Origin of the sequence: Variovorax sp. WDL1, from assembly GCF_001541225.1 — a bacterium.
In the GTDB taxonomy this organism is placed as follows: domain Bacteria; phylum Pseudomonadota; class Gammaproteobacteria; order Burkholderiales; family Burkholderiaceae_C; genus Variovorax.
In genome coordinates, this window is record NZ_LMTS01000193.1 from 19496 (window position 1) to 33222 (window position 13727).

Annotated in this window: 13 protein-coding genes and 1 pseudogene; 3 read left to right on the forward strand and 11 right to left on the reverse strand. The window is 64.8% G+C overall.

All coding sequences use genetic code 11. The features are described 5' to 3' along the window. Positions 1-738 (reverse strand): type IV secretory system conjugative DNA transfer family protein (locus APY03_RS25680; protein ID WP_198161303.1); only part of this gene is annotated, 738 nt, incomplete at its 3' end. Between APY03_RS25680 and APY03_RS41795 the strand changes: the two genes are divergently transcribed. Further along, positions 733-948 carry a hypothetical protein gene (locus APY03_RS41795; protein ID WP_128654057.1) on the forward strand — a complete coding sequence of 72 codons (216 nt, stop codon included), beginning with the start codon at positions 733-735 and terminating at the stop codon, positions 946-948. The genes APY03_RS25680 and APY03_RS41795 overlap by 6 nt on opposite strands. Positions 949-973: 25 nt before the next feature. Here the strand turns inward: APY03_RS41795 and APY03_RS25685 are convergent, their stop codons facing one another. The 9 genes and pseudogenes from APY03_RS25685 to APY03_RS25720 all read right to left on the reverse strand — a co-directional run bounded on the left by APY03_RS25685 (position 974) and on the right by APY03_RS25720 (position 10123). Further along, complete coding sequence (locus APY03_RS25685) at positions 974-1252, reverse strand: EexN family lipoprotein (RefSeq protein ID WP_033834807.1); 279 nt, start codon at positions 1250-1252, stop codon at positions 974-976. Beyond that, complete coding sequence (locus tag APY03_RS25690) at positions 1249-2193, reverse strand: LysR family transcriptional regulator (protein ID WP_013721755.1); 945 nt, start codon at positions 2191-2193, stop codon at positions 1249-1251. Before APY03_RS25690 ends, APY03_RS25685 begins: the two co-directional genes overlap by 4 nt. Positions 2194-2295: 102 nt before the next feature. Further along, positions 2296-3549 (reverse strand): FAD-dependent monooxygenase, encoded by a 1254-nt coding sequence (locus APY03_RS25695; RefSeq protein ID WP_013721756.1) that lies wholly within the window; start codon positions 3547-3549, stop codon positions 2296-2298. 10 nt (positions 3550-3559) lie between these two features. Beyond that, on the reverse strand, positions 3560-5077 hold the full coding sequence (locus APY03_RS25700) for an efflux transporter outer membrane subunit (protein ID WP_068681375.1): 1518 nt from the start codon (positions 5075-5077) through the stop codon (positions 3560-3562). 12 nt (positions 5078-5089) lie between these two features. Next, complete coding sequence (locus tag APY03_RS25705) at positions 5090-6205, reverse strand: ABC transporter permease (protein WP_013721758.1); 1116 nt, start codon at positions 6203-6205, stop codon at positions 5090-5092. A gap of 5 nt (positions 6206-6210) precedes the next feature. Beyond that, positions 6211-7353: an ABC transporter permease gene (locus tag APY03_RS25710; protein ID WP_083944564.1), complete on the reverse strand. Its 1143-nt coding sequence runs from the start codon at positions 7351-7353 to the stop codon at positions 6211-6213. Then, positions 7350-8678, reverse strand: coding sequence for an ATP-binding cassette domain-containing protein (locus tag APY03_RS25715; RefSeq protein WP_420796276.1), 1329 nt, complete (start codon positions 8676-8678; stop codon positions 7350-7352). Before APY03_RS25715 ends, APY03_RS25710 begins: the two co-directional genes overlap by 4 nt. Further along, a pseudogene (locus APY03_RS45730) lies at positions 8667-9041 on the reverse strand (ABC transporter ATP-binding protein); the annotation flags it as partial. The pseudogene APY03_RS45730 and the gene APY03_RS25715, both read right to left, overlap by 12 nt. Before the next feature lie 83 nt (positions 9042-9124). After that, the gene (locus APY03_RS25720) at positions 9125-10123 is read right to left on the reverse strand and encodes an HlyD family efflux transporter periplasmic adaptor subunit (RefSeq protein ID WP_013721761.1); all 999 of its coding nucleotides are present in this window, start codon (positions 10121-10123) and stop codon (positions 9125-9127) included. 90 nt (positions 10124-10213) lie between these two features. Between APY03_RS25720 and APY03_RS25725 the strand changes: the two genes are divergently transcribed. Both APY03_RS25725 and APY03_RS25730 read left to right on the forward strand, forming a co-directional pair. Next, positions 10214-10942 (forward strand): TetR/AcrR family transcriptional regulator, encoded by a 729-nt coding sequence (locus APY03_RS25725; RefSeq protein ID WP_232081078.1) that lies wholly within the window; start codon positions 10214-10216, stop codon positions 10940-10942. Positions 10943-10946: 4 nt separating this feature from the next. After that, positions 10947-12968: an esterase/lipase family protein gene (locus APY03_RS25730; RefSeq protein ID WP_013721763.1), complete on the forward strand. Its 2022-nt coding sequence runs from the start codon at positions 10947-10949 to the stop codon at positions 12966-12968. Between the two features lie 86 nt (positions 12969-13054). Here the strand turns inward: APY03_RS25730 and APY03_RS44480 are convergent. Further along, a partial coding sequence (locus tag APY03_RS44480; RefSeq protein WP_232324406.1) for a DUF3363 domain-containing protein occupies positions 13055-13727 on the reverse strand: 673 nt, incomplete at its 5' end.

Here is a 13727-nt window from a genome sequence, read left to right on the forward strand (position 1 = left end):
CTCCCAATGGTTGCGCTTCTCCAGCGCGCCTTCGGGATCAACCAAAATGTCGGCAATGTTCTGAACGTCGCGCACTTCATGCGCGCCGCGTCGCACCTCCAGCAGCGGGTTGTAGGCGGCCGACTTCGCATCGGTCGGGTTGAACAGCAGGCAATGCGAGAAGCGCGAGCGCCAGCCGGCGGTGATCTGCCAGTTCTCGCCCTTGATGTCGTGGATGACGGCCGACGCCGGCCAAGACAGCAGCGTTGGCACCACCAAGCCCACGCCTTTGCCCGAGCGGGTGGGCGCGAAGGTCAGGACGTGTTCCGGCCCTTCGTGCCGCAGGTACTGGCGGTCGTGCTGGCCGAGGAACACGCCGGCCGGCTGTGTGAGGCCGGCTTTGCGAATGTCCTGAGCGTTCGCCCAGCGCGCAGAGCCGTAGGTCGTGACCAGGCGCGCTTGGCGCGAGCGCCAGACCGACATGGCGATGGCGACGACCACGGCGACCATGCCGCTGGCGCCGGCAATGGCGCCGCCGGTGTCGAAGACTTCCGGCGCATAGGCGCCGAAGAAGAACCACCACTCAAACAGCTTCCACGGGTGATAAATCGAAGTGCCAAGGAAGTCGAACCAGGGCGAGCCAAGGCGTACTTGATAGCCAAGGGCCGCGGCTGTCCATTGTGTGGCGCCCCACACTCCGGCGATCACGATGCCGAATACCACGGCGATCTGACCGAACAGCACGTTCGTCCCTTGCATGACCTGGCCTCCGATTTCTCCTGCGCTGATTCCTCATGGAAGAAGCGACACAAGGGCGTGCCGCAGGCGTCAGGTTCGGTGCCGGGTCAGTGCCGGTCAAAGACCGTTTTCAGCAGAAAGGTCGAGCAAAAAGACAGAATGAGTGCGACAGCCAGCCAAAGAAAAACGCCGCAAGCGCAGGCGCATTGCGGCGTGTCGATCAAAAAATGAAGACGATGCGGCGAACCGCCAACGATCAGAACTTGGGCGGTTCTTTCGGCGGCGTGTACGGCGTTTCGCCGTCGCCATAGAACCGCTTGCGCGTGGCTTCGGCCACCCGATTGCACAGCACGTCGCCGAGCTTCGGGCGGTCGGTCTTGCATTGCTGGCGCAGTTCCTTGAGCCGTTCGGGATTGGCCGCCAGTTCTTCCACCGTTGGGATATTCGCTTCCGAAGTGTTGGCCTTCTGAGGCGTTTCGGACTGGCCGCAGGCAGTCAACGCGGCCACCAGCAAGAATGGGACGATCTTCTTCATGGCGCAGGTTCCTCCAGGGAATCGGAATGATGGCCCGGCTTGGGCCTTGGGGGTTCCGGTGATTCGACGGCCTGCACGCGCTCAATGAACCGCGCAAGCTCCTCGGACGGCTCGCCTGCGGCGTGCAGTAGGTAGGTCGTTAGCGGTGGCACGCGCAGCGCCAGCGGCCGGGCGACTACGCCCGGTTCATGGCTGGCGGCAATACGCGCGGCACCTGCCAGACCAAGCGCGAAGCCGGCCGATACCAGCGCCATCATCAAATCACACGAAGCGACTCGTTCTGCGACCAATGGCTCCATGTCCACCCGGCGCAGTATCCGATCGACGTGCTTGGCGGGGCCTTCACACACTTGCGGATCACACAGGACGAGCGGATAGCGCAGCAGTTCATCCAGCGGAATGCGCTTGTGGGCTAGCAGCGGATGCCGTGCGGGCACCGCCACCATGATCGGGTCGCTCCAGACAGGTATGGCGGTGATGCCATCACCCACTTCATCGGACTGCGTGAACCCCACGTCGTACAGGTCGTCATGCAGGCCCTTGATCTGCTGCGACAGCGGCACCTCGAAGAACCGTATTTCGACTTCCGGCTCCTCCTGCCGGCATAGCGCCAGCACGGCCGGCAAGCGCGAGGGCGTAATGCCGTCCGACAAGGCCACGCGCAATTGGCCATGAAAACCGTTTGCCGCCGCTTTTACACTGTCGCGTGCTTGTTCCAAGGCCGTGAACACGCGGCGCACGTGTTCCAAGAACAGCGTGCCAGCGCGGGTCAGTCGAGTGGTGCGCGTGGTGCGGACGAACAGCGCCACACCCAAGTCTTCTTCCAACTCCTTGATCGCCCGCGACAATGGCGATTGCTCCATGTGCAGTCGTTCCGCTGCCCGCGCAAAGCGCAGTTCTTCAGCTACCGCAAGAAAGCAGCGCAGGTGTCGGATCTCCATAACTCTGCTGCCCCCTGATGAAGTCTGTCTTAGCCTGATGACATCTGGATCAGACGCTTGGATTGGAAGCTCTACCCCCCACAACCTGACGGCAGTGAACACTCAGAAAATCGGACGTTCCCGTTGCTGCATGACGGGCAGAAATTTGCCCACGTGCGAGAACACCCAGCGCACTATGGGATTGGTCAAAAGTGACATCGCACGCTTGCGGATGCGGATTGCCTTGTCGCTGGCGGGGGTGAAGACGCCAATGCCGGTTCCGGCCGACTTCTGGAACTCCGCTATCCGTGGCCGCATCGTGGCTTCCCAGTCGGCGAGGGCGGCTGCGATGTCGTCGCCATGTTCTTCGAGACGCTTGCCCAGCACATTGGCGCCGGCCAGGCCGCTCGACGCGCCCATGCCCGAGTAAAGTGATGGGCACCAGGCCGAATCACCGACCAGCACCACGCGCCCCTGATACCAAGTGGAAAGGCGAACCTGCTCGGCGATGTCGAACAGGGCCGCCTCGCTCGTCTCCAGTTGCCCCAATGCAGCTTCCAGGATAGGGCCGAGAGGCTCTGGCCCGAATGCCTTGCGGATTTGTTCGGCGGCCTTCCCTTTACGCTCGGCATCAGGATCGGCCGCATACCAGGAGAACAGTACCGTCGATCGCCGATCATCGAAGGGAAAGACGGTGAACGAACGGCCAGGCTCGATGATCTGCCCTCCGACCCCGCTTGGCAGCGTGGGTAGATCCTCCTGAAGCGCATAGGCGCAGATCATGGTGCCAAGACGCTGCAAGCCGCCAAGCGCAGGAGGGAATGCAAGACGGCGCACCGTGGAGCGGATGCCATCGGCACCGATCACAAGGTCGAACCAGCGGCGGCTCACGCCCTGCGGCCCTTCAAGCGTCACCTCGACACAATCCCCATTTTGCTCGATCGCGGTCGGAGTGGTCGAGAAGTGGATTTCCGTGTCGGGCGCGACCTCTTGCAATGTCTTCCAAACTGCGTCTTCGACATCACCCCGCATGGTGAGGTAGGGATTGATCGGTATGTCGGCGAAACTCAGGCCCGGAGATCGATTCCCTTGCCGATCGATGACATAGGTCATGCTTTCGGCCCTGTGATCGACCAAGCGGTCTCCGACTCCTAGATCGGCGGCAGCCGATCGCCCCACACCCATCACGGCAATGAAGTAGCCGCCCCGGCGGCGGGCTGGCGCACGTTCGACAACGACGGGAAGCCACCCCGCACGGTGCAGCGCAATCGCGCACGCGATGCCACTGATGCCAAGTCCTACCACCAGCGCAGTGCGCCTTGCCACGGCAGGGGTCTTCGACATGTCTGCTTCCAGCTCAGGGCCATTTTTCCGCATGGTTCTCTCCTCACTCCATCCCTTTTCCTGCCGCGTTCTCCGTGTCCAACGGCACGTTGCCGATGGCCTTGTTGACGGTGACGTAGCGCGTACTCAAACGTCCCTCGCTGGCCGCCAGGTCACGGCGGGCTTGTAGATAGCTGCGCTGGGCGTCGAGTACGGCAGTGAAATCGGTGACGCCACCGTCGTAGCGCGCCTGTGCAAGCTGATAGGCATCGCCAGCCGCATCGCTGCGGGTTTGCAGTTCGCGCGCCTGACGCTGCTCGGCGCTGTAGGCGGACAGCGAATCGTCGATTTCCTGCCAAGCTTTCAGCACGGTCTGTTGGTAGTTGATGGCGGCTTCTTGCTGTTGCAGTTCGCGCAGTTGCACGGTGGCCTTGCGTCGGCCATGGTCGAAGATCGGCAGGCCGAGGCTGGGGCCAACCGACCAGGTGCGGCTGCCCCAGTCAGAAAATTCGCCGCTCAGGTAGGACTCGTAACCGAACGTCGCACCAAGCCGGATGCTGGGGTACAGGTCGGCCCTGGCGATGCCGATGCTGGCGGTGGCGCTGTGCAGGCGCGCTTCGGCGGCGCGGATGTCGGGGCGGCGCAGCGCAACTTCCGATGGCAAGCCGAGGGCAAGATCGGGCAACGAAGTCCCGGCGTCGGCTTCGCGCGGTGCGAGTTCGGCCCGCAGCGCGCCCGGGCGTTCGACCAGCAGCAGTGCGATCTGATTGGCGCTGGCGGCTTCCTGTGCCAGCAGCGGCGGCAGTTGCGCTTTCAATGCGGCCAGTTCGGCGCGCTGGCGTTGCAGGTCGGTGTGGTCGAGCACGCCGCCTTCTACGCGCGCTTGCAGCAGCGCGGCGCGGTCTTCCAGTGCGGCGATGTCCTCGCGCATCAAGCGGATCTGCCGCTGGGCGGTGCGCAGCTCGAAGTAATTGCGCGCCACGTCGCTGGTCAGGCCAAGGCGGGCCAGATCGAGCAGCGCAGCCTGGTGGCCGACATCGGCATCGGCGGCTTCCACGGATCGGCGCACGCGGCCCCACAAATCCAGCTCCCACGAGGCGTCGAAGCCGGCCTGGTACAGCGTGAACGGTTCGGCCAGCAACTCGGTGAGGCTGGGGTCGGCCCCCATGATGCCGATCATGCGCGTGCCGGCACCGCTCTGGCTCTGGCGCTGGCGGGTGGCGCTGCCGCTGGCGTTGATTTCCGGCCCGCGCTGCGCGGCCACCGTGTTGCGCTGCGCGCGCGCCTGGGCGAAGCGCAGCGCGGCGGTGCGCAGGTCGGGGCTGGCATCGAAAGCGCGCTGCTGCAACGCATCGAGGGTTGCGTCGTTGAATGCCAGCCACCACTGGGCCGGCAATGCCTGAGTGGCTTCGGTCGGAATGCGTAGCGACGCATCACCGCTGCGCCAACTCGTCCAATCGTCCGGTGCGGCGGGCGTGGGCTTGACGAAATCCGGGCCAACGGCGCAACCGGCGAGTGCGGCGGCAAGCGCACCGGCGAGCAGGCGGGGGACGAGACGATTGGAACAGCGCGGTGCGTGCATGACGATACTCGATCAGGAAAGGCGATTGCGGAACAGCCACGCCGCCAGCGGCAGCGATATGGCGCCCATCACCAGCAAGGGAATGAAATCGCGCCAGATGTCGAGGAAACCGGCGCCTTCCAGATACACCCGGCGCACGATGCTCATGCCGAAGCGCAGCGGGTTGGCGTAGGTGGCGACCTGCAGGATTTCCGGCATGTTCTTCACCGGCGTCAGCAAGCCGGAGAGCAGCATCAGCGGCATGATGAGCAGGAAGGTGTAGAGCATCGCCTGCTGCATGCTCAGAGACACCGCCGACACCGACAGGCCGACGCCGACCGCGGCGATGTTGAAGGTGAGCAGCCCTGCGTACAGCAGCCACACCGAGCCGTTCATCGGGATCTGGAACCAGAACAGGATGACCAGGAAGATGATGGTCGATTGCAGCAGGCCGACCAGAATCGCCGGGATCGCCTTGCCGATCAGGATCTGGAACGGCGTCAATGGCGTGACCAGCAACTGGTCGAAGGTGCCTTGCTCGCGTTCGCGCGCCACCGACAGCGCCGCGATCAGCAAGGTCTGCAACATGCTCAGTGCGCCGATCAGCCCCGGCATCATGTTCCAGCGCGATTCCAAGTTGGGGTTGAACCAGGCGCGGCGCTCGATCGCGATACCGGCTGCACCGCCGCCCAGCGAAGCGTTGTAGCTGGCGACGATAGAGCCGACGTAAGCAGACGCCGAACCGGCGGTGGAGGAATTGCGCCCGTCCAAGATCACCTGCAGCGGCGCGCTCTGGCCGGCATTCAGGCGCTGCTGGAAATCGGCGGGAATGCTCAGCACCATCAGCGCATCGTTACCGTCGATCATTCCTGCGATCTGCGAGGAGTTGGTCAGGGTGGCGGCGCGGTGGAACACGCCGGTTCCGTCCAGCCGTGCCAGTAATTCAGCCGACGCTTGGCCACGGCTCTGGTCAAGCACCGCGTAGGGCACGTTGGTGAGGTCGTAGGTGGCGCCATAGCCGAACAGCAGCGCCTGCATCAGTGCTGGAGCAAACAGCATGGCGCGGTTGGCGGGGTCTTTGACCAAGGCGAGGATTTCCTTGCGGATCAGCGCGCCGATCTGGGCCAGGGTGGCGAAAAAGGCATGCATCGCAGTCACCTCAAGGTCTTGCGCAACGTGCGCTGCGTGGCGAACATCAACACCAACGCATACAGCGCGAGAATGCCGCAATTCAGGAAGATCACCGGCCAGTTGTTGCCGGCCATGAACAGGGTCTTGATCAACGCCATGAAGTGCGTGGCCGGCAGCAGTTGGCTGATGACCTGGATCACCACCGGCACGTTGCGCAGGTCGAACACGAAGCCGGAGAGCATCATCGCCGGCATGAAGCTGGCCAGCAGTGCCATCTGGCTGGCCTGGAACTGGTTGCGGGTGACCCCGGAGATCCACAGCCCGAGCAGCAGCGACACCATCAGGTACAGCAGGCCAGCGATGACGATGACGACCAGCGAGCCGCGCATCGGCACGTGAAACAGGAAGTGCGCGGCCAGCAGGCACAGACCCAAGTCGATCACTCCGACCACCATGTACGGCGCGATCTTCGACAGCACGATCTCCATCGGCCGCACCGGGGTGACGAACAGCGATTCCAGCGTGCCGCGCTCCCATTCGCGCGCGATCAGCAGCGAGGTCAGGAAGCCGCCGATCAGGGTCAGCACCAGCACGATCAGGCCGGGGATCAGGAACCAGCGGCTTTCGCCGGCCTCGTTGAACCACATCCGCTGCACGACCTCGACGTTGCCGATGCCGGCGGGCTTGTTGCCGGCGCGATCCGCCTGTTGCTGCGCCCATGAACCTATCGCGCCGCTCACATAGCCTTCGATGGTCTGCGCCGAGCTGGAATCCACGCCGTTGAGCAGCAACTGGATGCGCGCATCGCCGGCGTTCAAGCGGCGCGAGAAATCCATCGGCACTCGGACGATGCCATCCACCGTGCCGGCCATCATCAAGCGCTCGGCCTCGGCCATGTCGGCAGCAAACAACGGCGCGATATACGGCGAGCCTTGCAGGCCATCGACCAGTTCGCGCGCGGTCGGCGAGCGGTCTTCCAGCACCACCGCGACCGGCGCGTTCTTCACGTCGAATGACAGGCCATAGCCAAACAGCAGGATCAGCGCGACCGGCAACAGCAGGCCGACCGCAAGGTTGCTCTTGTCTCGCAGCATCTGCCGCACTTCCTTGCGCAGCAGGGCGGTGAAGCGGCGCAGAAACCCGCTTCGTGTGTCGTGCGTGCTCACGCCGCCACTCCTTCGGCCGCCTTCGCTCGGCCTTGCTCGACGATGGCGATGAACGCGCTGTTCATGTCGCCGCCGGCGTCGCCGGCTTGCTCGCGCACCTGTATCGGCGTGCCCAGCGCCAGCATCCTGCCGGCATCTTGGATCGCGATGCGGTCGCAGTATTCGGCCTCCTCCATGAAGTGGGTGGTGATGATGATGGTGGTGCCGCCCTGCGCCAGGGCGGTGATGGTGCGCCAGAACGCGCGCCGCGCCAGCGGGTCGATGCCGCTGGTCGGCTCATCGAGGAACAGGATCTCCGGTTGGTGCAGCAGGCCGGCGGCCATCGCTAGGCGCTGCTTGTAGCCGCCGGGCAACTGGCCGCTGAGCGCCTTCGGTTCCAGCGCGAACTGCTCGATGATCGCGTCCACCCGCGCGTCTCGGGCCTTGCCGCGCAGGCCGTAGGCGCCGCCGAAGAACTCCAGGTTCTCGCGCACGCTCAGGTTGCCGTACAGCGCGAACTTCTGCGACACGTAGCCGATGCGCGCGCGTGCCTTGGCGCGGGCATGGCGCAAGTTCAGGCCGGCCACTTCCAGATGGCCGCTGGTCGCCGGCAGCAGGCCGCACAACATGCGGAAGGTCGTGGTCTTGCCGGCCCCGTTGGGGCCGAGCAGGCCGAAGATTTCTCCGCGTGCGACCTCGAACGAGGTGCTGGCCACGGCGGTGAAATCGCCGAACTTGCGCACCAGGTCGCGCACCACGATCACGGGTTTTCCGTCATCGCGCGGCGCATCGACGTTCGCTTCCTGCGGTGTCGTGGCTTGTGGCGAAGCCGCTTCGTCGCCGTCCTGATGCTGGCGCAACAACATCATGAAGGCGTCTTCCAGTTCTTCCGTGCGCGATTGCGGGGGCGAACCATCGAGCAACGCGGCGATCTTTGCTTCGTCCGCATTCGGCTGGCGGATGAAACGCACTGCGCCGCCGCTGGGAACGGCATCGACAATCAACTCGCTGGCGTCGATCAGCCTGGCCTGCAAGTCGCGGGCTGGCGTGCCTGCGGCCGGCGGCGCAACGAAGGCCAGCCCGCGTGCGCGTTCGGCCAGCGTCTGCGGCGTGCCTTCGGCCAATACTTTGCCCAGGTTCATCACGAACACTTGCGCGCAGCGCTCGGCCTCGTCCATGTAGGCGGTGCTGACGATCACGCTGAGCTGTTCGTCCTCGACCAGTTGCTGCACGATCTTCCACAGTTCGCGCCGCGACAGCGGATCGACGCCGACGCTGGGTTCGTCCAGCAGCAGCAAGTCAGGCGAACGCACCAGGGTGCAGGCCAGGCCGAGCTTCTGCTTCATGCCGCCGGAGAGCTTGCCGGCGGGCCGGTCGGTGAAGCGCGCCAGGTCGGTCATGTCCAGCAGTCGGGCGAAGCGTTCGCGGCGCTGCTGCTGCGGCACGCCATGCAGGTCGGCGTAGAGGTCGAGGTTCTCCTGCACGCTCAGGTCTTCGTACAGGCCGAAGCGCTGCGGCATGTAGCTGATGCGATCCTGTACAGCCTGCGGGTCTTGCGCCACGTCGATCCCGAGCACCCGCAGGCTGCCGGCGTCGGGCTTCAACAGGCCGGCCATCATTCGCAGCAACGTGGTCTTGCCGGCGCCATCCGGGCCAACCAATGCTGTCAGCTCGCCTTGGCGCACCTGTAGCGACACGCCATCGACCGCGTGCAGCGGCCCGCCGCCCGGCGCCTCGAAGGTCTTGCGCAGGCTGTCGGCGACGACGCTGGCGCCGGCTGGCTCGGCTCGGCTCATTGCGTGTCGCCGCCCAATACGACAGTGGCAGGCTGGCCCAGGCGCAGCGCATCGTCGTTGTCCTCGACGACCACCCGCACCTCATAGACCAGGCTGGTGCGCAGTTCCTCGGTCTGTACCGCTTTCGGGGTGAACTCGGCGACCGAGGAGATATAGCCGACCTTGCCGGTGATGGGCCTGTCCGGTGCGCTGTCGGTGGTGACGCGCGCGGACTGGCCGGGCTTGACCTTGCCCAAATCCGGTTCATTCACATACACGCGCACCCACTTCGGACGGGTGATCGCCAATGCGTACACCGGCTTCTGCGGGGTGGCCATGTCACCCGGTTCCAGCAGGCGCGAGCGCACCACGGCATCGGATGGCGCGATCAACTGGCCCTGAGAAACCTGATGCTGCAACAGTGCCAATTGCGCCTCGGAGGACTTCAGTTGCGCCTCGGCGGCGGCGATGTCTTCCTTGCGCGGGCCGATTTCTGTCAGGCGCAGCGCGTCGCGCTGTTGCGCCGCCTGCGCGTCGGCGACCTGCACGGCGGCACGGGCGCGATCCAATTCCTGTGCGCTGACCCCACGGTTGTCGGTATTGGCGGCAATCCCCTGCAATCGCGCCAAGTCCTTGCGCGCACGCTCGGCATCGGCCTGTGCAGCGGCGTAGCTACTTCTCGCCTGCGCCAGTTCTTCGGGGCGCGAGCCGTTCTTCAGGCGCAACAGATTCTGCTGCTGCACGCCGATCTGTGCCTGCGCCTGTTCGGCCTGCAAGGCCAGCGTTTGCGTGTCCAGCGTGGCCAACAGTTGACCCGCCTTCACCGCATCGCCTTCATCGACCTTCAATTCGGCCACGCGGCCACTGCCATCGAAAGCCAGCGACACCTGCCGGATGTCCACGTTGCCGTACAGCACCAGCGCACCGTCGTGGTCTTTATCCCGCTGATGCATCCAGGCCCATGCGCCGAGCGCCAGCACTACAAGGAGACCAAGGGCAATGAGGGGCTTCTTCATGTCAAACGATCCAGGAAGTCGGAATGGAGGCAGAACGATGCGGTGCGCTACGATAACACTAAATTGATTTTAGTTTTAGTCTAGGCGAGAATGCAAGCCGTACCTGCTGCTCTGGACAATCGAGGAATGAACAAACCTGCACGCGGACTTCGCTCGGATGGCGAGGCCACCCGAACCCGGATACTTGAGGCGGCGGGCGAGCTGTTCGCCACCACGGGGTATGCCGAGACCTCCAACAAGGCCATCGCTGCCCAGGCCCAGGTGGATTTGGCGTCGATCAACTACCACTTCGGCAACCGCAGTGGTCTGTATCAAGCCGTGCTGGCGGCGTCTCATGGCCGGCTGCTGGACATGGCCGCCCTGCGGCAACTCGTCGGCAGCGGGTTGTCTCCCTCGTCGAAGTTGCGCGTGCTGATCGAGCAGTTGGTCGAGCGCGCGACTCAGGAACCCCAAGCATGGCAGTTGCGTGTCCTGGCCAGGGAAGTGCTGTCCCCGACCTCGCACCTGCAGATCCTTTTCCAGGACGAAGCACAGCCGAAGATGGCGCTCCTCAAGCACATGCTCGGCGAGATCACGCAGATACCCCCGGAAGACCCCGCCCTGACCCGGTGCCTGCTCAACGTGATCGCCCCCTGCCTAATGCTGCTGGTCGGTGGACGCAGTTTCCCCGGCCCGTTGCAGGAGATCTTCCAGATGCCTTCTCAGACGATTGCGAGCCACCTGTACCACTTCGCCATAGGGGGGCTGGAGGCGATATCCAGGGAGTACGCGGAGCAGGCCGAAATCCGAGGCAAGCCCGGATCGCCAGCGACGAAGTAGCGCGATGAAAAGCCGGTACGCAAAGCTGGTGGTTCTGGCGGTGGCATCGCTGCTGCTGAGCGGTTGTGCGGTTCTGCGCGAATTCCGCCCGGCGGTGGAAGTCGCCGCAATGACGCCCGGCGAATACATCACGCTCAAGCGCGGCGACATCCTGACCAGCGGCAAGCTCAGCGCCGCCACCCTGGAGACGATCCGCGTTGCCGGTCTGGACGATGGTGCCTGTGCGAAGCCGGAGGCCGCCGGGTGCATCCATGCCGTGTCGGATGTTCAGGGGTTGACCAGCGAGCAGCGCCTGTCGGCCTTGTCGGAGTTGTGGCTACAGCAGGCGCAGACCTTGCCGGATACCGAGCAACAGGTCGCTCCCGATGCCGGCGATCAACGCCTGAATGCCTGGCTGGAGGTGGCTCGGCATGCCTATGCCTACCTGTTCTTCAGCGAGCGCTCGCCGGACGCGCGCGCCTTTGAGGATCGCCAGACTCAGGTGCGCGACTACTACAACCTGGCGGTGCAGGAGGCGGCATCGCTCGTGTTCGCCAGTTATCGCGGTAAGGCGCTGGCGAGTGCGGAGATGATGTTCAGGGATGGGCCGTGGATGGTGACGCTCGAACCGCCGGATGTGGTGTCCCCCGGTCGGGCGCGGGCAATCCTGCCGCACGAACTGCTGCCGGCTTCGTCGCTGTCGTTCGCCGGGCTGCGCAGCACGTTTCGACGCGATGGCTTCGGTGCCGAACTGGTGGCAGTGATGGCCCCTGATCCCGTGACGACGGCGGCAGCGGACTCTGGCGGCGCAGGAACCGAGCAACCGCATCAGCGGCCCGACCAAGCGTGGAGCGAAATGCCGACAGCGGCAATCACTGCGTTGCTGCGCTTTTCTGGCGAAAACCTCGCCCAAGTGCTGTCCACTCGCGAGGTCGCGCTTTCCGTTCACGACCCATACCGGGACGCGAAAATCGAACTGCATGGACAGGATGTGCCGTTGGCGGCGAACTTCACCGCCAGCTACGGACTGTGGCTGGCGCGCTCGGGTTTCAACCGGCAATCGCTGCGCAGCCTGTTCGGACGTGAGCAGGGCATCGAACGCCCGCACCTGTACCTGATGCAGCCCTATGACCCGGATCGTCGCATCATCCTGATGATTCACGGCCTGGCCAGCAGCCCGGAAGCCTGGGTCAACGTGGCCAACGAACTGATGGGCGACGAGGAGATTCGCCGCCAGTTCCAGGTCTGGCAGTTCTACTACCCGACCAACATGCCGATCGCACTGAACCACCACGCGATTCGTCAGACGCTGGACGGGGCGCTGCGGCACTTCGATCCACAGGGGAACGCTGCCGCCTCCCGTGACATGGTGCTGATAGGTCACAGCATGGGAGGCGTGATCTCGCGCTTGATGGTGTCATCGTCGGGGGGCGACGCCCTGTGGAACGAGCTGCTGGCCGGACGCGAATTCGACGATGGCAGACTGGAGCGACTGCGCAAGCGGGTCGGCCCGCTCATGCACTTCGAGCCGCTTCCCCAAGTGGAACGCGCGATCTTCATTGCAGCCCCGCACCGCGGCACCGAGGTTGCCGGTGGTCGCCTGGGGCGTTTCGCCAAGCGCCTGGTGCGCCTGCCACTGACCCTGCTGGAAGGCTTCGCCGACGTATTGGACGATCTTGCCCATGGCGAGGCGGCAAAGGCTGGCGGGGATAAGCTCAGGCTACCCAACAGCATCGATAACCTCGACCGCTCCGACCCATTCGTCCAAGCCGCCGCCGGGCTGTCAATTTCGCCGTGCGTACGCTTCCACTCGATCATCGGCCATCAAGATCCCGAGGTTCCGCTGACCAAATCCGACGACGGCCTGGTGCCCTACTGGAGCGCCCATCTGGACGGTGCCGTATCCGAAAAAATCGTCCATTCCGCGCACAGTGTCCAGGGAACCGCGCCGGCGATCGTCGAAATGCGCCGCATCCTGCACGAGGACATCCGCGATCGTGCCACGGTTCCGGTAGCGACAGCAGCGGAAAATGGATGCCGGAGCTAGTCGAGGTTGATAAGGAAGAACAGGGCCTGGTTGTGTAGTTCCTATCGGCCAGGGACTATGTTGACGAGCATTGGGCATGGACTTGTTCAGCTAACGGACTGACCTCGCTGTCTCCCGACTTCCCATGTAGCTCCGCCGCCGCGAACCGTCGCGGCAAGCTGTTGCCCCAGCCGCTGCTCGATCACTGGCCGCCATGGCACTAGGCTGAACCCCATGCCGTCATCGAGCATCGCATAGCGACCGCTGGCGAGCATGACGCTGCGACGGTAGATGCCTGCTACACGCTGGCCGTCGGCCACCGGGCGATGCTCCAGGCCGGTTTCGGTGGCAATGTCCTTGGCGGCCTGCGCCAGTTCCCGGTTGCGTAGCGTGCGCAGCAGGTTGCGCGCCAGGATCACGCGCTGCCCGCGCCGCTCGGCTAGCCCCTGTTCGGCCAGGAAGTCCGCGCGCTGCTGCATCGCCTGTTTGGCCTCGCCGCCAAAGCCCAGGTCGCCCAGGCCTGAGCCGCCGCCGATCAACTGCTGGTCGAGCCAGGTGGCCCCGATCACGCGGGCCTGCCGCTCGATGGGCAGGTGCGATTTCAGTTCCACCGCCACGCCGCCCAGGCGCTGCGCGTCGTACTGGCGACCGCGCTCGGCCAGGTCGCCCGGCACCTTCCATAGCCCCTCGGCCACGCGCTCCACGATGCCGGCCCGGCGCAGGGCTTCGAGCCGGCGGATGTGGGCCGCGACGACTTCCTGCGGATCGCGGCCGGGCACG